Source organism: Bradyrhizobium sp. CCGUVB4N (assembly GCF_024199945.1).
In the GTDB taxonomy this organism is placed as follows: domain Bacteria; phylum Pseudomonadota; class Alphaproteobacteria; order Rhizobiales; family Xanthobacteraceae; genus Bradyrhizobium.
The window spans coordinates 903,738-925,927 of sequence record NZ_JANADP010000001.1 but is presented as its reverse complement, the minus strand read 5'-3'; the positions used below and the strand labels follow the sequence as shown (position 1 = coordinate 925,927).

The window sequence follows — 22,190 nt, the reverse complement described above, 5'->3', positions numbered from 1 at the left end:
TCCGCCTTATGCGCCCAGCCGCTTCGCGACTTGCTGGCCGCGGATGGCGGTATCGTCGATGCGACGTGTTTTTGCCCGCAACTTCGGTGGATCAACCCGACCGCTTCAGATCACATAGAACCCGTGCGTGCCGTCCCGGCGCAGCTGATCGACGAGGCCGTACTCCCAGTCGAGATAGGCCTGCATCGCGCGCTCGGCGATGTCGGTTCCCTCATAGGGGCGGCGGTAGCGATGCGCCGGGTCGGGCTTGGGCAGCACCAGCGGCGGGCTGACCTCGAGAGTGCCGGCATAGCCGCCCTCGAGCACATAGACCTCCCAGCCCATCTGAGCGAGCCAGGATGCCGTCATGTCGGCGCGCACGCCCTTGTCGTCGGTCAGGACGATGCGTGCGCCGCGCACCGGCGCGGCCATGTCGGTCTCCTGCACGAGCTGGCCGCCCGGATAGTGCCGGAAGCCCGGGAGGTGGCCGGCCGCATATTCCTCCACATCGCGTACGTCGAAGCGATAGAGCGTGCGACTGGTCTCGGCGACCATCGCCGACATCTCGTTCGCGCCGATATGGCGGACGCCGGCGCGATAGGCCACGTCGCGGGCATTGGCCGGGCCGCCCTCGAACGACCCGATCGCGCCGCGCCGGTCAGCACCATGAGCCAGCGTGTGCCGCGCCAGCGTCCAGCCGATCGTGCCGTTGCGCAGCGCATGCACCTTGTTGGGCACGCCGGCGTTGATCAGCGACTGGGTGCCGATGATCGAGCGGGTGCGCCCGGCGCAATTGACGATGATGGTGGTGTCGGGATCCGGCGCCGCCTGGCCGGCCCGCAGCACCAGTTCCGCACCGGGCACGCTGACCGAGCCAGGAATGTTCATGGTCGCATATTCGTCGAAGCGACGAACATCGAGGATGGCGATGTTGGCCTTCTCGGCGATCAGCTTTGCCACCTCGTCGGCGCTGAACGACGGCGTGTGGCGGCGCGACTCGACCAGCTCGCCAAAGGCCTTTGAGTAGGAATTGACGTCCTCGAATACCTCATAGCCAGCCGCGCGCCAGGCTTTCAGCCCGCCATCGAGCGCACGGACATTGCTGTAGCCAAGTGCAGCAAGGCGTTCGGCGCCGGATGCGACGAGCCCCTCGCCATCATCGAAGAGCACGATCGGCGCATCCTTGCGCGGCAGCCTCACCGCAGCCTCGACTGCGATCCGGTCCACGGCCATGTTGGCCGCGAACAGCGGATGGCCGGTGGCGAAGGCGGCCTCGTACCTGAGATCGAGCAGCGCGATCTCCTCGCGCAACAGCAGCGCGCGGCGGATATCGGCGGGTGTGACGGTCGAAAGCTTCATGGCGTGAACCCTGGTGGACAGGCCATGGGCTTTTGAACGATTGCGGCGGACTTGGCTAGTCACTCCGCCGCATGGCGGCCTCATCCGGCCAGCTGCTTCTCGATGAGACTGGCGACCCGCACCGGGGTTTCCAGCATGGAGTAATGGCCGGCGTCGTCGATGATCTCGAACGTCACGCGGGGATAGGCCAGCGCAAAGGCATTCCGCAGCGGCTCGCCGCGATAGAACGGAATGTCCAGCGCACCGGTCACGACATGCAGGGGCGCAGCCAGCCCGTGGGTCTCGCCGGTGATGGCTGAGGACGTGAACATGGTGAGATAGCCGCGCTTGGCCTCGACCGTCGAGGCCTCGCGCGCGATGGCGAGCTTGCGGCGCAGCCAGCCAGCGCCGTAGCGGCTTGACGTGCGCGCCGTGATCGCTCGCCCGGCCGCCTCGTCCTCGTCGATGACGGCATTGAGCGCCTTCATCGCGGCCTCGTCGGCGCGGAAGCCGGTGGGCGGCACCGGTGAGAACAGCGTCACGCTCTGAAGCCGGCTTCCAGCCCCAAGCGCGATCTTCTGCGCCACCAGGCCGGACATCGAATGGCCGACGAGATGGAATCGGCCGATGGCGAGCTCGTCGGCGGTGCGCAGCACGTCGGCTGTGGCTTCATCCAGCGTATAGCTGCCGCTCATAGCGCGCGACCAGCCGTACCCGCGCAGATCCATGAACACGATCGTGTAGAGCGCGGGATCGAGATAGGGCAGCACCGGCTCCCAGTTGACGTGATCGCCAAGCCATTCGTGCAGCACCACGCAGATCGTCGGGCCGTTGCCGACGCGGCAGTGGCCGAGCCGGTTGCCGGTCGCCAGTTGCGGAGACTTCCAGGAGGTCGGCGCGGGCGATGGTGGCGCGCTCGCAGCGTTGCCCACGCCCTGCGCGAGAGCTGGCGTGGTGGCCATGACGGCAGTGGCGGTCAGACCCAGACCTCTCAGAACATTGCGGCGTTGCATGTGTTTCTCCCGCGCCTTCTGTTGCGGCTGGCGCTGCATGCCTGATAGCGCGCAGCCTTCGCACGGGAGAAATTGATTTCTGCAATGGCTTGATTGATAAATCTCATTCTGACTGCCCGCCTCGCCGCAGCTGTATTCGGCGGCACTGTCCGGAGCCTCGCCATGCCGACGACCCTCGATATCGATACGCTGCGCGCGCTGCTCGCCATCGTCGAGTTGAACAGCTTTTCGCGCGCGGCGGAGCAATTGGGGCGGTCGCAATCCGCGATCAGCCTTCAGGTCGCCCGGCTCGAAGCTTTGGTCGGCCATCCCCTGCTGGAGCGGGCACGCGGCCGGGTGCTCGGCCCGACGGAAAAGGGCGCGGAGCTGATCGCACATGCGCGGGAGATGATCGCGCTCAATGAGCACGCGGTCGCGGCGATGCGCCGGCCGGCGTCAGATGAGCGAATCAGGCTCGGCATGCCCGCCGATTTTCTCGAGCGCGATTTCGCCGCGGCATTCGGCGAAATCCGTTCACGCTTCCCCAAGGCGCAGCTCACGGTGCGCACCGATTTGTCGGCACGGCTTGCGGCGGACGTCGGTCACGGCCGGCTCGATCTCGCCTTCTACAAGCGTGCGCCCTCGAATGAAGCTGACGCGGCGATCGCGTTCGAGCCGATGGCATGGTTCGGTAAGGCCGCCGCATCGAGCCGACCCGGTGATGCCGTTCCGCTGGTGGCTTTTGCCGACGGCTGCGCCTATCGCGGTGAAGCACTGCGCAGCCTGCGTCTGGTCGAACGCGAATGGACCATCGCCTGCGAAGCACGCAGCCTCTCCGCGCTGGTCGGCGCCGTCAAGGCAGGCCTTGGCTATGCGGCGCTGCCGATCAGGCTCGGCGAGCGCAAATCGCTGCGGCACGCGGGCGATCTAGCGGACCTGCCGCAGCTCAACGCCGTCGAGCTCACCCTTGGCGTCGCCCAGGGTTGCAACCTGCCGTTCGCCCGCGCGATCGGCGGCATTATCGCCGAGCACTGCGCGCTGGCGTGACGGCCGCAATTTGCGGCGCGACAGGGACAACAGCACGCCGGTGATCGCGAACAGCGGCATCAGCGCCGCGGCGATCATGAACGCAAGCTTGCCGGGCCAGCCCAGCACGGCGCCGCGGTGAATATCGAGCACGCCCGCAATCGCCTTCTCGCCAAGCGTCTTGTCGGCATAGCGCTCCGCCGAGACGACCTGGCCGGTGACGGCATCGATGCGGAATTCATCGCGCATGGACTCGAGCGTCGAGTCCTTTGGCCATGACCGGATCCGCATCACCGTGCCCGGGCCAGCCTGCAGCGTCAGCTGAGCCCTGGCGAAACCGCCGCTCTCCTCTTGCTGGAGGGTCGACCATGCGCGATCGAATCCGACCGGCTCCGCCGGTTCGGAACGGCCGGCTGGACGCGATTGCTTCGGCTGCATCTTCGCTAACGCCACGTGTGGACGCGACAGCAGCCAGACCACGCCGTCCTTGTACCAATCGAACGAGTACCAGAGCCCGGTCAAGGTCATCACGAGATAGACTGGCAGGACCCAGGTGCCGATGACGGCGTGCAACGAGCGATGCAGGCCGCGACCCCTGAGCCCGAGATTCGGCTTCAGCCACGTCTTCACGCTGCTTGCCCGGCGCGGCCAGCGCAGCACGAGGCCCGAGATCAGCATCACGATCAGGCCCAGCGCGGCAACACCGGTGATCTGGCGCCCCCAGCCCTTGGCGTCGCCGGGAATGAGCAGCCAGCGATGCAGCCTGCGCACCGTTGCGAAGAACTCCTCGCCGCGCGGAACGCCAAGCACGCTGCCGTCATAGGGGTCGACATAGAGCGAGGACGGCCGCGCGCCCTGCTCGTCACGAGCGAAGCGGACATGCACGGCCGCCGACGGATCGCTCGACAGCATGATCCCCGTAACCTTGCCGGTATCCGACACCGCCTTCAACCGCGCCAACAGCGCGTCAGGCAGCAGCGCCGGCGTTGTCCGTGGCGCAACCTGCATGATGCCGGCATTCAGATGGTCGACGATCTCGTCCTCGAAGCTCATGATCACGCCGGTCAGCGCGATCAGGGACAACAGCAGCGCGAGCACGAGGCCGGCAATGGAATGGACCTGAAGCAGCGACGCCTTGATTGTGGAGCCAAGCCTACCCATCGAAGCCCGCCTTCCTGATGAGCGCGATGGCGGCTTGCTGAGTCCGGCCGATCTCGTCGATCGATAGCGCATCGGCCGTGAACGTGCCCATTTCGGCAACGATCGGCGCGCGCTCCGCGTTGGCCAGCACCGGATATTCAAGCTCGGCGGCCGCAAACATTCGCTGCGCCGGCGGCGTGGCCAGGAATTCCAGGAATTTCTGCGCGCCGGCGACGTGCGGCGCATGTTTCGCGATGGCTGCACCGGTGAGATTCACATGCGTGCCGCCACCCTTGAAAGCGGTCGGAACCACCCTGACCGCCATCGCCCAGGCGCGCCAATCGGCCCCTTCCCGTCCGTCACGCAATTGCGCCAATGCCACGGTGTTGCCGATACCGATCTCGCACGTTCCTTGCGCGATCTCGCGGATCACGTCGTTGTCCTTGCCATCGGGCTTGTGGACGAGATTGGCCTTCAGGCCGGCGAGCCAGGCCTCGGTCGCCGCTTCACCATGATGAGCGAGATAGGCGGCAACAAGCGCGACATTGTTCTGATGCAGCGGTGAGCGCATGCAGAGCTTGCCGCGCCATTGCGAATCCGCGAGGTCTTCATAGTCGATCGCCGTGATGAGGCTGTCGCTGCGCGCCATCACGACGCGCGGGCGGATCGCAAGCGCGATCCATTGCGAGCTGTCCCCGCGAAGATTGGCCGGAACGGCCTGTTCAAGACGTGGCGACGCGAAAGCTTGTGTCCAACCACCCGAGGCAAGCTGGGTGGTCTTGTCCAGTCCGATCGTCAGCAGGACGTCGGCGGGCGATGCATCACCTTCCGATGCCAGCCGCTTGACGAGACTGTCCTCGACGAAGACGATTTTCACCGTGATGCCGCTCGCTTCCGTGAAGGCCGCGACAACGGGCGCAACCAGGGCAGCCTCCCTGGTCGAATAGAGCGTGATCTCTTCGGCGCGACTCGCACGTGTGGCCGCAAGGTAGACAGACGTAAGCGCGATCAGGACCGCGATGGCTTTGCGCCGCATTCCCATCGCTAGAACTTCACCGTGGCCGACAGCGAAATGCGCCGGCCATCGCCCATCGCAACGGCCAAGGCGCTGCCGGTGGTTGACGTATAGTAGACCTTGTCGAACAGGTTCTTGACGTTGAACTGATAGGTGACGGGTACCTTGTCGATTTTTGTATCGTAGGTCGCGAAGACGTCGGCAACGGTGTAGGCCGGCAGGAAGAACGAGTTGAGCGAGTCGCCCGGTCGGTCGCCGACATAGTGTGCGCCGCCGCCGAGTCGCAGACGTCCGGGCAACCGCTCGCCGAAATCGTAGACCAGATAAAGCGACGCCGTGTTCATCGCGGCGTTCAGCAGTTTTGCGTTGCCGTTGACGGGATCGCCCTCCAGGCGCGCGTCGGTATAGCCATAGCTCCCAATCATGCTCCAATCGTCGGTCAGCTTGCCCGTCACATCCAGTTCGACGCCGCGCGACCGCGCCTTCGCGGACGTCCGAATTGCGATGACATTGTTGCCAAGATCGTCGCGGACCAGCACGTTCTTCTTCTCGATGTCGTAGATCGCCAAAGTGCCGGACAACCGCTTATTGACGTCGAATTTGACGCCGGTCTCCCACTGGGTTCCCTCTTCGGGCGCAATGGTGGAGTCGACGACGAAGCCGGTGGGGGCTCCGGAGAAAAGCGCGATCGTCGAGGTTGGCTTCAGCGACTGCGTATAGCTCACGTAATACGAGAGCTCCTCGCTCAGCTTGACGATGACGCCGCCAAGCGGCAGCACCTTGTCGCCCGCAAGATTGGTGTTGGTGATGAAGACTGGCCGGCCTTTTCCGGCGAGCTGCTCATACTCCATCCAGCGCACGCCGCCGACCACCGACAGCCAGTTGGTCAAATGGAAGGTGTCCTGGGCGAAGAAGCCGCGGGTACCGAGCTTGTCGGTCTGTTCGCTGTCGGTTGCCGAGACGGTCGTGCCAGGCGTGACCAGGCCGTAGACCGGGTTGTAGAAATTGAAGCTCGGCGTCGCCTGGCGGATCAGGTCGCGGCGATCGATCGTGCGATACATCGCCTCGCCGCCGAACAGGATCTCGTTGCGGAAGCCGCCGACCCAGACGTCACCTTGCATATAGGAGGTGCCGTAGCTGGCATTGCTGAGCGAGTTCTGGGTGCCGTCGTTGCTGCGAGTCTCGACGCCAGTTTTGGCGTTGACGTTAGTAATGCGGAGCTGGTTGGCGCTGTAGGTCTCGGTGTTGTAGCTGTACGCTGCCGTGACCTTCCAATTATCGTCGAGCTTCTGTTCGACCGAGCCCTGCACCAGGTCCGACGTTCCCCACATGTTGTTGAAGGGTTCATCAAGCCGGCGCTCCTTTGGGATCGCCAGCGGCGCGCCGTCGACGAAGGCGGTGCCGCGGTCGAACGGATAGATGAATTCGCGATGCTCATAGGTGAGCTGGACCGTCGTGGTCTCGCCGTACCAGGCGAGCGACGGGTTCACCAGCATTTCCCGGTGCCGACCGAAATTGCGCCAATAATCCTCGCTGACGCCGTAACCGATGAAACGATAGGCGAGGCCGCCATCACCGATCGGACCGGTGACGTCGAGTGTGCCGTCGGCGCCGTTGCGATTATTGGCGTAGGTCGAGCCAAGCAGCGTGACCGAGCCGTGCTGATAGAGTTCCGGGCGCTTGCTGATCGTATTGACGATGCCGCCGGGGTCCATGATGCCGTAGAGCAGCGAGGCCGGCCCCTTCAACACTTCGACGCTATCGACTGCGGCGTTCAGGCTGCGGCCCTGTACCAGCGGCATGCCGTTGCGCATGATCGAACCGTCGCGATTGTCGCCGAAGCCGCGGCGGATCACGGCGTCCTGGGTGCCGGCGAGCGTGTTGGTCTGGGTGATACCGCTGATGTTGACCAGCGCATCGTCGATATTGCGCGGCAACTGATCCTGGAGAACTTGCGCGGGCACGACGTTGACGGATTGCGAGGTGTCGAGCGGCGATGCGCCCGAGCGCAGCGTGGTCGCGCTCGGCATCGCGCGATAGCCGAGCTTTGCGGCTTGTTGTGCGGCGGCCTCAGCCGCAGCACGTTCCGACGGCGTCGGCGCTGCGGGTGGGACGGCACTCCGGTTGCGCTGGCGCGCAGCCGCCTGTGTGCGTCGCTGCGACTGCTCCGAAGCTCGTGCCTGCTTCGGCCGCTGCGTCGGCGCATGTACATTCACCGGCGGCAGCGCCGTTTGCGCCTTCACGGTGTCGAAGGGATATCCGGCGAGCAGCACGGCCGCTCCGATGAGAAGGCTTGCGCGGCTCTTGCCGGCGCGAATTCGACGACCGCTGACAAGAGGGCCGTCCACAGGAGCACGCACTTTCAATTCACTTCCAAGTCACAGCATTGAAGTTCGCGCATCTATCAGCCGCTGCGAATGAAGAGAACCTGGCGGCGATTTGAATCGCTCTAGTGTTGAATCGTTCTAAGAGCGGGGACGATCGCGCAATCAGCGATGCTCGATGCCGTGATGCTTACGTGGGCAGGAACCGGCACGTCGCGATTGGAACGCGCACGAAATGAGCGCATCTGCCCATCGTCGATGCTGGCGACACTCCGTCGACGCGACGCCGTGTCGCACCGTTGCTGCGCGGCCTCGACGCTCACGCAAGCGCGCCCCACCGACATCGCCGTGGCCGGAATGTCCGCTCACATCTTTTTGTACAGATTGACTGCACAGCTAATCTTTACAGCTTATCTTCATATATGTCATTCCTTCCACCATGATCAATTCGTCCGACCAACGCCCCTCCGCGCGCGCCGGCGCGCTCGCAGAAGAACTCCGTTCGCTGGTCGGAAAGCTCAAGCGCCGGCTGCGCGAGCAGGCTGGCCCGGAGGATTTGACGCCGTCCCAGGTGTCGATCCTGCTCCGCCTGGAAAAGGATGGACCGGCCACGGTGTCGAGCCTGGCGCGATCGGAAAAGATGCGCCCGCAATCGATGAGCACCGCGGTCGCCGCCCTCCTGGCCGCGGGCCTTGTCAGTGGCGCCCCCGACCCGGAGGACGGTCGCCAGACCATTCTGTCGCTGACGAAAGCATGCCGCGACTGGATCCGGGTCGGTCGCGCCGCCCGGCAGGATTGGCTCTCGCGCACCATTTCAGCGCGGCTTTCACCGCGGGAGCAGGACGAGCTGGCCGCCGCCGTCTCCTTGCTCAAGCGGCTCGTCGACGACTGACGCGGCCCCAGTCTCGCTGCCGGAAGGACAGATCATGGCTCTCACGCTGCTCGACCCGATCACCGCGCTCATCATCGTCGACCTGCAGCGCGGCATCGTCGACCTCCCTTCCGTTCACCCGATAGGCGACGTCGTGTCGCGCGCCAGCGCGCTTGCCGCGGCGTTTCGGCGGCATCGCCTGCCGGTCGTGCTCGTCAATGTCGCCGGTGGCGCACCGGGCCGCACCGAGCGGCCGCGCCCTGGCGGCCCGTTCCGCGACGGATGGACCGACCTCATTCCCGAGCTCGATCAGCAGCCAAGCGATCTCACCGTGACCAAACGGACATGGGGCGCATTTGCCAGCACCGATCTCGAGAGCCAGTTGCGGCAGCACGGTGTCACGCAGGTCGTCATCGCCGGCGTCGCCACCGGCACCGGCGTCGAATCAACCGCGCGGCAGGCTTATGAGGCGGGCTTCAACGTCACCCTTGCCACCGATGCCATGACCGACCCGCGTTCCGAGGCGCACGACTACAGCATCGCAAACGTGTTTCCGCGGCTCGGCGAGAGCGGCCCGACACAGGCGATTATCGACCTACTGGCAACCCGGAGCGCGCAGGCATGAACTGGCTTCATCTCGTTTCCTATTTTTGGGGCGGCGCTTTTCTGGCGAACGCCGTTCCACATCTCGTCAGCGGGCAGCGCGGGGAACCGTTCCAGACTCCGTTCGCAAAACCGCCGGGCGAAGGTCTGTCCTCTTCGACGGTCAATGTCCTCTGGGGCGCCTTCAACGTGATCGTCGGCTATCTCCTCGTCTGGCGCGTCGGAGAGTTCACTCTGCGGGACGCGGGCGATGTCGCAGCCCTCGGACTTGGCGCGTTGCTCCTGAGCCTCTTTCTCGCGCGGCGGTTCGGCCGGTTCCACGGCGGTAACCGGCCCACCGGTTCGTGAGCGCGCCGGTGGCGGGCACGTTTCGCTCACTGCGCAACTACAATTACCGCGTCTGGGCCGCGGGCGCCCTGGTATCCAACACCGGGACATGGATGCAGCGCGCTGCGCAGGACTGGCTGGTTCTGACCGAGCTCACGCGGCACAATGCGTCGGCGGTCGGCGTGGTGATGGCGCTCCAGTTCGGGCCCCAGCTTTTGTTGATGCCGTGGACGGGTTTTGCCGCTGATCATTTCAACCAGCGGCGGCTTCTGGTCGCGACCCAGGCGACCATGGGTGTACTGGCGCTGGTGCTCGGCCTTCTCACGGTCACCGGGAAGGTCGCGCTCTGGCATGTTTACGTGTTTGCCTTCCTGTTCGGTTGTGCCGCGGCCTTCGATGCGCCGGTGCGCCAGACATTCGTGGCCGAACTCGTCGGCGACGGCGAGCTCTCCAATGCGATCGCGCTGAACTCCACATCCTTCAACGCCGCACGGATGGTCGGGCCCGCGGTCGCAGGGATCGTCATCGCTTCGATCGGCACCGGATGGGCCTTCCTGCTCAACGCCGCATCCTTCATGGCCGTGCTCTGTTCGCTGGCCATGCTACGCGGCTCGGAGCTCCGCCCGAATGCGCGGGCGCAGCGGGCACCGGGCGGCATGACGGAAGGTTTTCGCTACGTGTGGGCGCGCAGCGATCTCAGGGCGATCATGATCATGCTGTTCCTGATCGGCACGTTCGGGCTGAATTTCCCGATCTTCATCTCGACCATGGCCGTCAGCGTCTTCCACACCGATGCGCGCGGCTTTGGCCTTTTGTCGTCGACGATGGCGGTCGGCACGATCTCGGGCGCGCTGCTGGCGGCAGGGCGCGCCCAGCCGCGGTTCGTCTCACTGTTGCTGGGAGCCGCGGCTTTCGGGGCAGGATGCACGCTGGCCGCGCTTGCACCCAGCTACTGGTTGTTCGCCGGCAGCCTTGTCCTGATCGGCGTCGCGGCGCTGACGGTCACCAATACTTCCAACGCCATGATGCAGCTCTCCACCGAACCAAGGATGCGAGGACGCGTGATGGCGTTGCGCCTCGGCGTCGCGCTCGGCGGCACGCCGATCGGCGCACCGATCGTCGGATGGGTGGCGGACAATCTGGGCCCGCGCTGGGCGCTCGGCGTGGGCGCGGCGGCCGGCTTCGCGGCCGCGCTGGTCGCGGCCCGCGCCATGTCGGCGCGCACCGCGGAGGTTCACAGCGAATGAGACTCGCGTTCAGGCGATCGCGGGGCTGGTCAGTTCGTCCAGCTTCGCCTTGAGCGCGGCGCCGTCAGACAACGCCCGCAGCGGCGGCCGCACACGCAACCAGCCGGCATCGCCGGTCTGCGCGGCGAGAATGGCCTTCAGCGTCGTCAGGAAGGACGGCGACTTCACCACGATATCGACCGCGGCCTGCATGCGGGCTTCGACATCCTTGCCGTCGATCATCGCCTTGACCAGCTCCGGCGTAATGTTGGCCATGCCGCAGATGGTGCCGGCGCCGCCACCGGCGATCGCACGCGCGATGTCGGTTTCGTTGCCGACGGTGATGGCGAGTTCCGGCGCAGCAGCGCGGAATGCCTGGAATTGCTTGAAGTCGCCGCTGGAGTCCTTCAGGCCCGCAACCACCTTGCCGTAACGCTTGCGCAAATTCGCGGCAACCGTCGTCGGGATCGCGACGCCCGAGACCTGCGGGATATGATAGAGATAGGCGCGGAGGCGATCGTCGGCGACACCATCGAAGATCGCCGCGAACGCATCCTCGATGCCTTCAGGCGTCGCGCTGCGGTCGAAGTACGGCGGCAGATACAGCACGTGGCGCAGACCAAGGCCGAGCACGACGCGCGTCAGTGCGATGCTGTCGCTGATGGCGGGGAAGCCGCCGCCGATGCCGATGCGCTCCGCCGGGACGCCGGCCTTGAGCACGGCCTCGACAGTCGCGACGCGCTCAGTGACGTTGAACGAGGTGCCCTCGCCGGTGGTGCCGAACAGCACGACGCCGTCCACGCTCTTGCTGAAGAGCTTTTTGGCATGAGCGGCAAGCTTGGCGGAATCCACGCTGCCGTCCGTCGCCAGCGGCGTCGCCGACGCCACCCAGAACCCGCGAATTGCCTCCGTCATAGCACCACCCATTGTGTTGCAGCTCCGGAATAAAGCCCCCGATCGCCAGCGATCCAAGAGGGCTTACCGAGCCTTGTTTTTGCTTTACTTTTAATCTTGTACCTTACATACAACATGGACGCAAATCCTTTCCGCCGTCGCCGCGCGCATGAGGCGCAGCCAAAATTGGAGGAGGTCTCGCATGAACATGGTGACCCCCGTCGGACATCCCGAGCCATTGCTCGCCGCCTTGCGTGACAAGCTCGGTGCCGCAGCCGTGCTGACCGGCAGCGACGTGCCCGCGCGCAATTGCAACGACTGGAGTGCGAGCCTGCCGCAGACGCCGCTCGCGGTGATCCGGCCGATCGATGCGCGGGGCGTGGCCGATGCGATTCTGACCTGCCGGCAGGCGCGCCTGCCCTTCGTGCCGCAGGGCGGCTTGACCGGGCTCTGCCGCGGCGCCGCGCCCGAAGCCGGCTGGGTCGCGATCTCGCTGGAGCGCATGACCGGCATCGAGGAGATCGATCGCGCCTCGATGACGATGACGGTGAAAGCAGGCACGCCGCTGGAGACGATCCAGAAAGCCGCAGATGAAGCCGGCTTCTTCTTTCCGCTCGATCTCGGCTCGCGCGGGTCCTGCGCGATCGGCGGCAATCTCTCGACCAATGCCGGCGGCAACCGCGTCATCCGCTATGGCATGACGCGCGAGCTGGTGCTCGGTCTCGAAGTCGTGCTGCCGGACGGCACCATTATCACCAGCCTCAACAAGCTGATGAAGAACAACGCCGGCTACGATCTGAAGCATCTCTTCATCGGCTCGGAAGGCACGCTTGGGATCATCACCCGCGTGGTGCTGCGGCTGTTTCCGAAGCCGCGCTCGACCATGGCCGCCCTCTGCGCATTGAAGGACTACGCCGCGGTGATCGCGCTGCTCGATGCCGCACGCAGCGGGCTCGGCCCGCTGCTGTCGGCGTTCGAGGTGATGTGGCCGGACTATTGGGACGTGATCACGACGCGTGCCGGCGTGAAGCCCCCGGTCGCCGCCGGCCAAGGTCTCTATGTGCTGGTCGAGGCGCAGGGCACCGACGAGAGCGTCGATGCGCCGCGTTTCCAAGCCTGGCTCGAAGAACTGATGGAACGCGGGCTGCTCGCGGATGCCGCCGTGGCGCAATCGCTGGCGCAGACGCAGGCGTTCTGGCGCGTTCGCGACATCTGCGCCGAATTCGGCCAGGTGCTGGGTCCCCATATCTCCTACGACATCGGTCTCGCGGTGGCGCGGATGGACGAGTTCGCCACGCGCTGCAAGGCGGCGCTCGCCTCCGGCATCAAGGGCTGCGAGAGCGTCTATTACGGCCATATCGGCGACGGCAATCTGCACCTCGTCTCCTGGGTGACGGGCCTTCCCGTCGAACAGCAGCCCAAGGAGGAGATGGATACGATCATCTATGGTCTCGTCCGCGACATGGGCGGCAGCGTCTCCGCCGAGCACGGCATCGGCACGCTGAAGAAGAAGTGGCTCGGACACGCCCGCAGCGAGCCCGAGATCGCCTTGATGCGGACTTTGAAGGCCGCGCTCGATCCCGATCAGTTGCTCAACCCCGGCAAGGTCATCTGAGGGCATCCATGCGCTCGCTGAAGCTCGATGCGCCGAAATCGCTGTCGCAGCGGGTGATGCTGCGGCTGCGGCAGGCGATCATCGACGGCGAGTTTGCGCTCGGTGCCGCCATCTCCGAGGAGATGGTGGCAAATTCCTTCGGCGTCAGCCGCACGCCGGTGCGCGAAGCGATGGGCCAGTTGCAGGCGCAGGGGCTCGTGGTGATCCGGCCGCAGGTCGGCAGCTTCGTGTTCACGCCGAGCGCCGAGGACATCACCGCGCTCTGCACGTTCCGCATCGCGCTCGAACCCAAGGCTGCCGAGCTCGCCTTTCGCCACGACCGTGACGGTGCGATCGCGACGATGAGCGAGGCGATCTCGGCGATGGAGCCGGCGGTCGAGGCACGCGACAACATCGCCTATGGCCGCGCCGACGCCACCTTTCACGAGGGCCTGTTCGCGCATTGCGGCAACCGCTACCTTGCCGAATCCTACCAGCTCGTCTCGGGCCGCGTCGCAGCGCTCCGCACCAATCTGACCTCGCCGATCGACGTGCGCACCCGATCCTCCTTCGAGGAGCATCGCAAGCTGCTCGATCTGTTCGCGCACGGCCAGCACGCGGCGTTCGAGGCGGCGATGACGACGCACATCACCAATTCGGGCCTGGTCTACGCCAAGGCGCTGAAGGTGGACTGAACTATTCAGGCTATTCTTTGAGCATGATCTTTACGGAAAGCCGCTTCACGCTTTTCCGGTTCATGCCTTACCGCGCGTCTCTCGATCCCGGCCTGTCCAGAAAATCCAGCGCGGTGTTGATCTGCTCGAGCTGCTGCTCAATTTTATCGCGGTCCTCGACCGACGATGCCTTCTCGAGCTGTTCCACAAGCTTCTGCTTCCGCGACAGCAAATTCTCTATGACTGTACTCACAGCTCCCCCATCGCCCGAGGCGAATATCGAGGTCATCCGGATCCTGGACACGAGCGCGCGCGGGCCGGGCTCGCTGCAAACCCTCCCCTCAATGTTCGCCGCGGCGGATAGTTCCTGCGCGTGAACCACAACACGTCGAGATGGAACTATCGGCGCAGGCTGGCCCAAACGCCGCCCAGGATCAGCAGACCGCCCAGGAGATGGATCAACTTCGGCGGCTCTCCGAGGATCGCAAACGACAACAGCGCACTGGCGACCGGTCCGAGATACAGGACAAGCGAGGTCCGCACCGATCCGAATTTGCCGCCGAGCCAGGCAAAGCCGGCATAGGCGAGCAGGCCCGGAACGATCCCCGCGAAGAGATAGGCCGCGAGCGCCTTGGTGCTGAAAACCTGGGCGGGCATGGCCCACATCTCCCAGGCCGCGAGCGGCAGCGAGAACAACGCGCCGGCGGCCGAGAACAGGCTGATGCGCGCAAGCAGGGAGGCCTTTGGCGCGGCGCGCGACTGCAATAGGGTGTAGCCCGACCAGCCGAGCATCGCGATCACGACGAGGCCGTCGCCCGATGCCGTCTCCAGCGCAAACAACGTCGCTGGATGGCCGCCGGAGATGATGAGCAGCGCGCCTGACAGCGCCAGTGCCGTGCCGAGCCATTGCAGCGGGCCGACACGCTCGATGCCGAGCACCGCAGAGATCATCAGCACCGTGATCGGCGATAGCGCCATGATCAGCGCAATGTGGATCGCCGTCGTCGACACGCCCGCGGCATAGACGGGACCACCGCAGACGAACATGCCCATGAAGCCGGCCGCGAGGATCGGCCAGACATTTTGGCCAAGCGGCACGCGGCCGGTGCGAATCTCCGCAAGCGCAATCGGCGCGAGCCCGATCGCAACGATGCTCCAGCGGAAGAAAGCCAACGCGAAGGGAGGGACAGAGCCCGCCAGTCCGCGCGCCAGAATCTGATTGGAGGCCTGAGCGGTCGCCACCAGGATGAAACCGATCAGCGCAATGGCGCCGAGCCAGCGCTCAGCCGACGGCGCGGCGCCGCCGGCCGCTTCGTGACCGCCTTCAGATATTTCCCTGCCCATGCAGCAACCGAATATCGGATGCGGACCACGATGAGAAGCCGGAAGACGGCTTTCTGAGGATGTGCGGCGATTGCAACGCTCCGGGAGATCCGGACAGGCTCGCGAGCAGCACCGGTGCGACATGGGTGCGGCTGACGGAGACCGAGAGCACCGTAAACAATGCGCAGATCATGCAGAGCCTCATCCGCACCGTTCTGCGATCGGTGATCGGCAGGAACAGGAAAAACAACATCGCCAGGATCAAAAGCGCGTCGACCAGAAACATGAATCTCTCCTTCGAAACTGGAGAGAGGATGACGCGCGAGAGCCCGCTGGTATGTGGACGGCATCACACAGGGGACGGCACTGGTCAGGTGGGCGGAGGACGCGGCTGCCGGGCCACCGATGGTCCGCGAACATGGCACCGAGCCGGCCGGCGTGCCACAGGTGAGGCGGGCGCTTGCGAACGGTTAACGCGCCCGAACGACTACGGAACCTTCATCTTTCACGCGTCCGTCGGTTGTATTCGCGGGCCCGGAGTCCTATGCCTGTGCGCCATGGACACCCAGATCATCACCGCCGAAAAGCCCCTGATGGCCCAGGCGCGCCCGCGCAAGCCGGCGCCGTTTCTCCCCATGAGCCGCGCCGAGATGGATGCGCTCGGCTGGGATGCCTGCGACATCGTGCTGGTGACGGGCGATGCCTATGTCGACCATCCGAGCTTCGGCATGGCGATCATCGGCCGGCTGCTGGAGGCGCAGGGTTTCCGGGTCGGCATCATCGCGCAGCCGGACTGGCATTCGGCCGAGCCGTTCAAGGCGCTCGGCAGGCCGAAGGTGTTCTTCGGCGTCACCGGCGGCAACATGGATTCCATGGTGAACCGCTACACCGCGGACCGGCGCATCCGCAGCGACGATGCCTATACGGCCGGCGGCGAAGGCGGCAAGCGGCCGGACCGCTGCACCATCGTCTACGCCCAGCGCTGCCGCGAGGCGTTCAAGGACGTGCCGATCGTGCTCGGCGGCATCGAGGCCTCGCTGCGCCGGATCGCGCATTACGACTACTGGTCCGACAAGGTGCGCCGCTCGGTGCTGGCCGACGCCAAGGCCGACCTGCTGCTCTACGGCAATGCCGAGCGCGCCGTCGTCGAGGTCGCGAACCGCCTTGCCGCGGGCGAAGCACCGCGCGAGCTCGACGACGTCAGGGGCGTCGCGCTGTTCCGCCGCGTGCCCGAAGATTACGCCGAACTGCACGCCGACGATCTCGATTCCGCCGACGAGGGCGCGACGCGCCAGAAGGGCGCGACCGTGATCCGCCTGCCAGCGCTAGAGCAGGTCGAGCAGGACAAGGAAGCCTATGCGCGCGCCTCGCGCGTGCTGCATCGTGAGAGCAATCCCGGCAATGCGCGTCCGCTGGTGCAGCGGCACGGCGACCGCGATCTCTGGCTCAACCCGCCGCCGATCCCGCTCACGAGCGAGGAGATGGACGCGGTCTACGATCTGCCCTACGCGCGCGCGCCGCATCCGTCCTATGCCGATGCCAAGATCCCCGCCTGGGACATGATCAAGTTCTCGGTCACGATCATGCGCGGCTGTTTCGGCGGCTGCACCTTCTGCTCGATCACCGAGCACGAAGGCCGCATCATCCAGAACCGCTCGGAAGGCTCGATCCTGCGCGAGATCGAAAAGATCCGCGACAAGACGCCGGGCTTCACCGGCGTGATCTCCGACATCGGCGGCCCCACTGCCAACATGTACCGGATGGCGTGCAAGGACCCGAAGGTCGAAGCCGCGTGCCGGCGGCCGTCCTGCGTCTTCCCCGAGATCTGCCCGAACCTCAACACCTCCCATGACGACCTGATCCGGCTCTATCGCAAGGTGCGCGAGACCAAGGGCATCAAGAAGGTGATGGTCGCCTCCGGCGTGCGCTACGACCTCGCGGTCGAGAGCCCGGAATACATCAAGGAGCTCGTCACCCATCACGTCGGCGGCTATCTGAAGATCGCGCCCGAACACACCGAGCGAGGGCCGCTCGACAAGATGATGAAGCCGGGCATCGGCGCCTACAACAAGTTCAAGCGGATGTTCGATGCCGCGGCCGAACAGGCCGGCAAGAAATATTACCTGATCCCGTATTTCATCGCGGCGCATCCGGGCACGACCGACGAGGACATGATGAACCTCGCGCTCTGGCTCAAGAAGAACCGCTATCGCGCCGATCAGGTGCAGACCTTCCTGCCCTCGCCGATGGCGACCGCGACCGCGATGTACCACACCGGCGTCAATCCGCTGCGCGGCGTGCGCCGCGGCGGCAGCGACAAGGTCGAGGCGATCAAGGGCCTGCGCCAGCGCCGCCTGCACAAGGCGTTCCTGCGCTACCACGACCCCGACAATTGGCCGGTGCTGCGCGAGGCCTTGATCGGGATGGGCCGCCGCGACCTGATCGGCTCCCGTCCCGACCAGCTCGTGCCAGCGCACCAGCCGCCGGGCACCGGCAAGGCCGCGGGCACCAAGCGTCCCCTGCGCCCCGGCGGCAAGACGCAGAAGTTCACGACCAAGGGCATACGGCTGATGAAGTAGCGGGCGATCGCGCCCGCTAGATGTCGAGCACGACGGCGCCCGACACTGCATCCGTGACGCCGCGTCCGTTGCCCTGGTCCTCCAGCACCGACCTGAAGCTGTCGAGGGTCTTGATCATCGCGGGCCGCGCCGCGATCATCGCGTCCTGACTGGACCAGGTGCCGATCAGGCAGAAGGTCTGCTCGCCGGTCTTGATGATGACGCCATGCTCGAGGCCCGGCCACTTGGCCTTGCCGTTCCGGTGCGCATCGAGGAAGGCAGCCTCCTCACCCTGCTTCACCTTGAACCTGACCACATTGTAAACCTGCATGATGCGCCTCCCAAAAATGGATTGATGAAAAGCGGGCACCGGACGAGGTCCGGTTCAACCTGATGATCTTGCGCCTCCCAAGACAAAATGTCGAAAACAACCCCATGCACAGTAGCGGCGGATAGCGAAATCAAGGGCTTATCGCGCGTCAAGATTTGAGCGAATCGTCATCGCGCCCGAACCCGTCGCGCGGGTGCAAAATTTCCGAAAAACCGCAAAACACTTGACCCGTCGGGCAAAACAGGCGCATCATGCCATCAACGCGGCGTATCTTCGCGGTGATTGCCAATGATTCGCGGAGAGGAATAGCTTGCGCACGGAACCGTCTTTGCAGCACGCGCCCGATTTCCAGGCAATCTTCGAAGGCGTCCCTGGCCTCTACCTCGTCCTCACCGCCGACCTCCACATTGTCGCTGTGAGCGACGCCTATCTGAACGCGACGATGACCGATCGCGTTTCGATTCTGGGGCGATATTTGTTCGAGGTCTTTCCGGATAATCCCGACGATCCGGCCGCCGACGGCGTCCGCAATCTGAAGGCTTCGCTGTACCGGGTCCTGCACAGCAAACGAACCGATCCCATGGCGGTGCAGAAATACGACATCCGCAAGCCGGAGGCGGAAGGCGGCGGATTTCAAGAGCGCTTCTGGAGCCCGCGGAACTCCCCCGTGTTCGGTCCAGACGGGCACATCGCCTATATCATTCATTGCGTGGAAGACGTCACGGAGTTCATTCACCTCAAGCAGCACGGGGTCGAGCAGGACAAGCTGACGCGAGAATTGCGCGATCAGACCGGGCGGATGGAGGCGGAAATCTTCGCCCGGGCGCGCGAAGTCAAGGACGCGAATGAACGGCTGGAAGAAGAACAACGTCAACGCCAGATCCAGAAGATGGAAGCCGTCGGGCATCTGACCGGCGGCATTGCTCACGACTTCAACAACATCCTGACGGTCATCATCGGGATGACCGAGATCCTTCACCAGGCTGTGGCCGATAATCCGCAACTGTCGTCGATCACCCGGATGATCGACGACGCGGCGACGCGCGGCGCCGAAGTCACGAAACATCTGCTGGCGTTCTCTCGTCGGCAGCCGTTGCAGCCCCGCGACACGAACCTGAACGCCCTGGTGGAGGACACCGCCAAACTGCTTCGGCGCTCGCTGGGCGAACAGATCGAGATTCAGACATCCCTCGAAGAAGACGCCTGGCCGGCCTTCATCGACCCCAACCATCTGGCGACAGCCATCCTCAACCTCGCCGTCAATGCGCGTGATGCGATGCCCGAAGGTGGAAAGCTGATGCTGGAGACGGGCAATGTCGTGCTCGACGACGGCTACGCGAGCGCAAATCCCGATGTGAGGCCTGGCCACTACGTCATGGTGGCCGTGAGCGACACCGGCAGCGGCATTCCCGAAGCAATCCGCGACAAGGTGTTCGAACCATTCTTCACGACCAAGGAGACCGGCAAGGGCACGGGACTTGGACTCAGCATGGTCTACGGCTTCGTCAAGCAATCCGACGGCCACATCAAGATCTATTCCGAGGCGGGCCACGGCACCTCGATCAAGCTCTATCTTCCGCGCGCCAGCGGGACCGGGCCCTGGTCGGAGCCGACGGCAAATGTGGAGATCCGCGGCGGCAACGAGACCATCCTCGTCGTCGAGGACGATCCTCTGGTGAGCGAATATGTCAGCGCACAGCTCGCGCATCTCGGCTATCGCGCAATCCTGGCGGCCAACGGTTCAGAGGCATTGGCGCAGGTCGCGAACGATGTTGCTTTCGACCTGCTCCTGACCGACGTGATCATGCCCGGCGGGATGAACGGGCAGCAATTGGCCGAGGCCGTGCTCGCGCGCCGTCCAACCACGCGCGTCCTGTTCACGTCGGGCTACACGGAGAACGCGCTTCTCAGTCACGGCCGGCTTGAACCGGGCGTGCTGTTGCTGCCTAAACCCTATCGCCGATCCGACCTCGCGCGAATGATCCGCGTGGCGCTCCATCGAGGCAATTGAAATCTCCACCGTCTCGATCGAAACACGGCATAGTGTGCTCGTTCGACGCATTCCAGTGCTACACCCGCCTCCGTTTCCACCGCTGGACGGGTGACGCTTCGCCAATCCGCCAGACGTCATCCCAACATCACGATCCCAAGACCACGTGCACCAGATAGCCCCATGAAGAAAATCGGATTCCTGTCCTTCGGACACTGGACGCCCTCGCCGCAATCGCAGACCCGCTCGGCCGCGGATACGCTGCTGCAATCCATCGAGCTTGCGGTTGCCGCGGAACAGCTCGGCCTGGACGGCGCGTATTACCGCGTGCATCATTTCGCGCGACAGCTCGCCTCGCCGTTCCCGCTGCTCGCAGCCGTCGGCGCGAAGACGAGCCAAATCGAGATCGGCACGGCCGTGATCGACATGCGCTACGAGAACCCGCTTTATATGGTTGAGGACGCAAGCTCCGCCGATTTCATCGCCGGCGGCCGGCTTCAGCTCGGCATCAGCCGCGGCTCGCCCGAGCAGGTGATCGATGGCTGGCGCTATTTTGGCTATCGCCCGGCCGAGGGCCAGAGCGACGCCGACATGGGCCGGCGTCATGCGGAAGTCTTTCTCGACCTCCTGCGCGGCGAGGGTTTTGCCGAGCCCAATCCGCAGCCGATGTTTCCCAACCCGCCGGGACTGTTGCGCCTGGAGCCGGTCGCCACAGGCCTGCGCGAACGGATCTGGTGGGGCGCCGGCTCGAACGCCACCGCGGTATGGGCCGCAAAGCTCGGCATGAATCTGCAGAGCTCGACGCTGAAGAACGACGAGACCGGCGAAGCTTTTCACGTGCAGCAGGCGGCGCAAATCCGCGCCTATCGCGCGGCGTGGAAAGAGGCCGGCCACAGCCGCGAGCCCCGCGTGTCGGTGAGCCGCAGCATCTTCGCGCTGATGGACGATCGCGACCGCGCTTATTTCGGCCGTGAACGCGGCGGCGAAGACCAGATCGGCTTCATCGATCCGCGCACCCGCGCGATCTTTGGCCGCTCCTATGCGGCCGAGCCGGAAGCGCTGATCGAGCAGCTCAGGCAGGACGAAGCCATCGCCGAGGCCGACACGCTGTTGCTGACGATCCCGAACCAGCTCGGCGTCGACTATTGCGCGCATGCGATCGAGGCGATCCTGACGCACGTCGCGCCGGCGTTGGAGTGGCGGTGAGACGATTGCGCCGCCTCAGGCAGGTCTGAGGCTTTTGACGTGCTTGGAGAAGATGCGGACCCGCACGCCGCGACGCTTGCCGTGCTGTTCGAAGGCGGATGACGCGACACGCTCGATGACATCGCGGAGGCGCAGGAACTGGGCCTCCCTTTCGTCGGGACGGGTGCCCTTCGTGGCATCGAGGTCGTCCAGCGCTGCGCTGCTGACCTCGCAGTCGACCATCCTGGCCCCATGCATCATCGTGAACAGAAAGGCCATCCGCTCCGCATCATACCCCAGTGGCAGGCCACGTGTCAGTTGCACGGATTTGACGGGAGCTGCTCCTGGACGCGGCAATCGTCAGCCCACCGTTTCGCCGACCATGCCTGGCGATACCTCAGCCAGGCGGCTCGCTTGCGAAGCAAAATCCTCGAATGTTGCGACTGCATCGCGCATGTTGTGGCAGCCGCGACTGTCGCGCGACGCGTGAACGCGAAGGTCGAACAACTCCATCCAGAACAACGGGCTTTGGGGCAAGCCCCCTCCCAGCGCCTCGAACATGCTGATCTCGCAATCCCCGACACGTTCGAGCGCGACGATTCGCGCGCCATGGGCGACGTCGGGAATTCCGAGCAACGTTCCGTACCCTCGCAATATCTTCACGTTGATGGGCGGTGCGGCGCCGTCGCTGCTGGACATCAAGACCATCGTAGCTTTCGGGGAAGGGGGCTGCCCCCGAGAACGCAAGACTGGTCGGAGGGCAGGCAACCGATTTAAGTCACACGACCCCCGGTTTCTTG

Annotated in this window: 22 protein-coding genes; 10 read left to right on the top strand and 12 right to left on the bottom strand. The window is 65.0% G+C overall.

Features of this window, described 5'->3' with window-relative positions; translation table 11 throughout:
• Positions 1-105: 105 nt before the first annotated feature.
• The gene (locus NLM31_RS04350; RefSeq protein WP_254128076.1) at positions 106-1,338 is read right to left on the bottom strand and encodes a rhodanese-like domain-containing protein; all 1,233 of its coding nucleotides are present in this window, start codon (positions 1,336-1,338) and stop codon (positions 106-108) included.
• Positions 1,339-1,418: 80 nt separating this feature from the next.
• Positions 1,419-2,330 carry an alpha/beta fold hydrolase gene (locus NLM31_RS04345; RefSeq protein WP_254191578.1) on the bottom strand — a complete coding sequence of 304 codons (912 nt, stop codon included), beginning with the start codon at positions 2,328-2,330 and terminating at the stop codon, positions 1,419-1,421.
• Positions 2,331-2,492: 162 nt separating this feature from the next.
• Here NLM31_RS04345 and NLM31_RS04340 point away from each other — a divergent pair, with 162 nt between their 5' ends.
• The gene (locus NLM31_RS04340; protein ID WP_254128074.1) at positions 2,493-3,356 is read left to right on the top strand and encodes a LysR family transcriptional regulator; all 864 of its coding nucleotides are present in this window, start codon (positions 2,493-2,495) and stop codon (positions 3,354-3,356) included.
• Here NLM31_RS04340 and NLM31_RS04335 read toward each other — a convergent pair.
• Genes NLM31_RS04335 through NLM31_RS04325 form a run of 3 tightly spaced genes read right to left on the bottom strand, consistent with a single transcriptional unit; the run spans position 3,237 to position 7,856 of the window.
• Positions 3,237-4,496, bottom strand: a complete 1,260-nt coding sequence (locus tag NLM31_RS04335) for a PepSY domain-containing protein (RefSeq protein WP_254191577.1) — start codon at positions 4,494-4,496, stop codon at positions 3,237-3,239. The two genes, NLM31_RS04340 and NLM31_RS04335, sit on opposite strands and share 120 nt — an antisense overlap.
• Positions 4,489-5,511, bottom strand: coding sequence for an extracellular solute-binding protein (locus tag NLM31_RS04330; RefSeq protein ID WP_254191576.1), 1,023 nt, complete (start codon positions 5,509-5,511; stop codon positions 4,489-4,491). Before NLM31_RS04330 ends, NLM31_RS04335 begins: the two co-directional genes overlap by 8 nt.
• 8 nt (positions 5,512-5,519) lie before the next feature.
• Positions 5,520-7,856: a TonB-dependent siderophore receptor gene (locus NLM31_RS04325; protein ID WP_254191575.1), complete on the bottom strand. Its 2,337-nt coding sequence runs from the start codon at positions 7,854-7,856 to the stop codon at positions 5,520-5,522.
• Positions 7,857-8,253: 397 nt separating this feature from the next.
• On the opposite strand from NLM31_RS04325, the gene NLM31_RS04320 reads away from it, so the two are divergent.
• From NLM31_RS04320 to NLM31_RS04305, 4 genes are read left to right on the top strand one after another with little or no spacing between them, the layout of a single operon-like run.
• Positions 8,254-8,706 (top strand): MarR family winged helix-turn-helix transcriptional regulator, encoded by a 453-nt coding sequence (locus tag NLM31_RS04320; protein ID WP_254191574.1) that lies wholly within the window; start codon positions 8,254-8,256, stop codon positions 8,704-8,706.
• 34 nt (positions 8,707-8,740) lie between these two features.
• Entirely contained in the window at positions 8,741-9,310 is a 570-nt protein-coding gene (locus tag NLM31_RS04315) for an isochorismatase family protein (RefSeq protein WP_254191573.1), read from the top strand.
• Positions 9,307-9,636 (top strand): hypothetical protein, encoded by a 330-nt coding sequence (locus tag NLM31_RS04310; protein WP_254191572.1) that lies wholly within the window; start codon positions 9,307-9,309, stop codon positions 9,634-9,636. Before NLM31_RS04315 ends, NLM31_RS04310 begins: the two co-directional genes overlap by 4 nt.
• An 8-nt stretch (positions 9,637-9,644) precedes the next feature.
• Entirely contained in the window at positions 9,645-10,862 is a 1,218-nt protein-coding gene (locus tag NLM31_RS04305; protein ID WP_254191571.1) for an MFS transporter, read from the top strand.
• 9 nt (positions 10,863-10,871) lie between these two features.
• Here NLM31_RS04305 and NLM31_RS04300 read toward each other — a convergent pair whose 3' ends face one another.
• A complete protein-coding gene (locus NLM31_RS04300; protein ID WP_254191570.1) occupies positions 10,872-11,756 on the bottom strand; it encodes a dihydrodipicolinate synthase family protein in 885 nt (294 codons plus the stop codon).
• A 181-nt stretch (positions 11,757-11,937) separates the two neighbouring features.
• Between NLM31_RS04300 and NLM31_RS04295 the strand changes: the two genes are divergently transcribed.
• Together NLM31_RS04295 and NLM31_RS04290 are read left to right on the top strand one after the other, a co-directional pair.
• On the top strand, positions 11,938-13,350 hold the full coding sequence (locus tag NLM31_RS04295; protein WP_254191569.1) for an FAD-binding oxidoreductase: 1,413 nt from the start codon (positions 11,938-11,940) through the stop codon (positions 13,348-13,350).
• Positions 13,351-13,358: 8 nt separating this feature from the next.
• The gene (locus NLM31_RS04290) at positions 13,359-14,024 is read left to right on the top strand and encodes a GntR family transcriptional regulator (RefSeq protein WP_254191568.1); all 666 of its coding nucleotides are present in this window, start codon (positions 13,359-13,361) and stop codon (positions 14,022-14,024) included.
• A 67-nt stretch (positions 14,025-14,091) separates the two neighbouring features.
• Here the strand turns inward: NLM31_RS04290 and NLM31_RS04285 are convergent, their stop codons facing one another.
• From NLM31_RS04285 to NLM31_RS04275, 3 genes are all read right to left on the bottom strand, one after another.
• Positions 14,092-14,292, bottom strand: a complete 201-nt coding sequence (locus NLM31_RS04285; RefSeq protein WP_254191567.1) for a hypothetical protein — start codon at positions 14,290-14,292, stop codon at positions 14,092-14,094.
• Between the two features lie 110 nt (positions 14,293-14,402).
• Positions 14,403-15,347, bottom strand: coding sequence for a DMT family transporter (locus NLM31_RS04280; protein ID WP_254191566.1), 945 nt, complete (start codon positions 15,345-15,347; stop codon positions 14,403-14,405).
• Positions 15,328-15,612, bottom strand: a complete 285-nt coding sequence (locus NLM31_RS04275) for a hypothetical protein (RefSeq protein ID WP_254191565.1) — start codon at positions 15,610-15,612, stop codon at positions 15,328-15,330. The genes NLM31_RS04280 and NLM31_RS04275 overlap by 20 nt, the downstream gene beginning before the upstream one ends.
• 271 nt (positions 15,613-15,883) lie before the next feature.
• On the opposite strand from NLM31_RS04275, the gene NLM31_RS04270 reads away from it, so the two are divergent.
• Complete coding sequence (locus tag NLM31_RS04270; protein WP_254191564.1) at positions 15,884-17,905, top strand: YgiQ family radical SAM protein; 2,022 nt, start codon at positions 15,884-15,886, stop codon at positions 17,903-17,905.
• Between the two features lie 16 nt (positions 17,906-17,921).
• Here NLM31_RS04270 and NLM31_RS04265 read toward each other — a convergent pair whose 3' ends face one another.
• Positions 17,922-18,215: a DUF718 domain-containing protein gene (locus tag NLM31_RS04265; protein WP_254191563.1), complete on the bottom strand. Its 294-nt coding sequence runs from the start codon at positions 18,213-18,215 to the stop codon at positions 17,922-17,924.
• Positions 18,216-18,525: 310 nt separating this feature from the next.
• Between NLM31_RS04265 and NLM31_RS04260 the strand changes: the two genes are divergently transcribed.
• Entirely contained in the window at positions 18,526-20,226 is a 1,701-nt protein-coding gene (locus tag NLM31_RS04260) for an ATP-binding protein (RefSeq protein ID WP_254128059.1), read from the top strand.
• A 162-nt stretch (positions 20,227-20,388) separates the two neighbouring features.
• Positions 20,389-21,411, top strand: coding sequence for an LLM class flavin-dependent oxidoreductase (locus NLM31_RS04255; RefSeq protein ID WP_254191562.1), 1,023 nt, complete (start codon positions 20,389-20,391; stop codon positions 21,409-21,411).
• 15 nt (positions 21,412-21,426) lie between these two features.
• Here NLM31_RS04255 and NLM31_RS04250 read toward each other — a convergent pair whose 3' ends face one another.
• Together NLM31_RS04250 and NLM31_RS04245 are read right to left on the bottom strand one after the other, a co-directional pair.
• Positions 21,427-21,714, bottom strand: a complete 288-nt coding sequence (locus tag NLM31_RS04250; protein WP_309143668.1) for a DUF1488 family protein — start codon at positions 21,712-21,714, stop codon at positions 21,427-21,429.
• 36 nt (positions 21,715-21,750) lie between these two features.
• A complete protein-coding gene (locus NLM31_RS04245) occupies positions 21,751-22,089 on the bottom strand; it encodes a hypothetical protein (protein ID WP_254128055.1) in 339 nt (112 codons plus the stop codon).
• Positions 22,090-22,190 lie beyond the last annotated feature (101 nt).

Excerpts from the sequence above, each read along its gene's own strand:
- NLM31_RS04350 (WP_254128076.1), bottom strand. The coding sequence starts at position 1,338 with ATGAAGCTTTCGACCGTCACACCCGCCGATATCCGCCGCGCGCTGCTG.
- NLM31_RS04345 (WP_254191578.1), bottom strand. The coding sequence starts at position 2,330 with ATGCAACGCCGCAATGTTCTGAGAGGTCTGGGTCTGACCGCCACTGCC.
- NLM31_RS04340 (WP_254128074.1), top strand. The coding sequence starts at position 2,493 with ATGCCGACGACCCTCGATATCGATACGCTGCGCGCGCTGCTCGCCATC.
- NLM31_RS04335 (WP_254191577.1), bottom strand. The coding sequence starts at position 4,496 with ATGGGTAGGCTTGGCTCCACAATCAAGGCGTCGCTGCTTCAGGTCCAT.
- NLM31_RS04330 (WP_254191576.1), bottom strand. The coding sequence starts at position 5,511 with ATGCGGCGCAAAGCCATCGCGGTCCTGATCGCGCTTACGTCTGTCTAC.
- NLM31_RS04320 (WP_254191574.1), top strand. The coding sequence starts at position 8,254 with ATGATCAATTCGTCCGACCAACGCCCCTCCGCGCGCGCCGGCGCGCTC.
- NLM31_RS04315 (WP_254191573.1), top strand. The coding sequence starts at position 8,741 with ATGGCTCTCACGCTGCTCGACCCGATCACCGCGCTCATCATCGTCGAC.
- NLM31_RS04310 (WP_254191572.1), top strand. The coding sequence starts at position 9,307 with ATGAACTGGCTTCATCTCGTTTCCTATTTTTGGGGCGGCGCTTTTCTG.
- NLM31_RS04300 (WP_254191570.1), bottom strand. The coding sequence starts at position 11,756 with ATGACGGAGGCAATTCGCGGGTTCTGGGTGGCGTCGGCGACGCCGCTG.
- NLM31_RS04295 (WP_254191569.1), top strand. The coding sequence starts at position 11,938 with ATGAACATGGTGACCCCCGTCGGACATCCCGAGCCATTGCTCGCCGCC.
- NLM31_RS04290 (WP_254191568.1), top strand. The coding sequence starts at position 13,359 with ATGCGCTCGCTGAAGCTCGATGCGCCGAAATCGCTGTCGCAGCGGGTG.
- NLM31_RS04285 (WP_254191567.1), bottom strand. The coding sequence starts at position 14,292 with ATGACCTCGATATTCGCCTCGGGCGATGGGGGAGCTGTGAGTACAGTC.
- NLM31_RS04280 (WP_254191566.1), bottom strand. The coding sequence starts at position 15,347 with ATGGGCAGGGAAATATCTGAAGGCGGTCACGAAGCGGCCGGCGGCGCC.
- NLM31_RS04275 (WP_254191565.1), bottom strand. The coding sequence starts at position 15,612 with ATGTTTCTGGTCGACGCGCTTTTGATCCTGGCGATGTTGTTTTTCCTG.
- NLM31_RS04270 (WP_254191564.1), top strand. The coding sequence starts at position 15,884 with ATGGACACCCAGATCATCACCGCCGAAAAGCCCCTGATGGCCCAGGCG.
- NLM31_RS04265 (WP_254191563.1), bottom strand. The coding sequence starts at position 18,215 with ATGCAGGTTTACAATGTGGTCAGGTTCAAGGTGAAGCAGGGTGAGGAG.
- NLM31_RS04255 (WP_254191562.1), top strand. The coding sequence starts at position 20,389 with ATGAAGAAAATCGGATTCCTGTCCTTCGGACACTGGACGCCCTCGCCG.
- NLM31_RS04245 (WP_254128055.1), bottom strand. The coding sequence starts at position 22,089 with ATGTCCAGCAGCGACGGCGCCGCACCGCCCATCAACGTGAAGATATTG.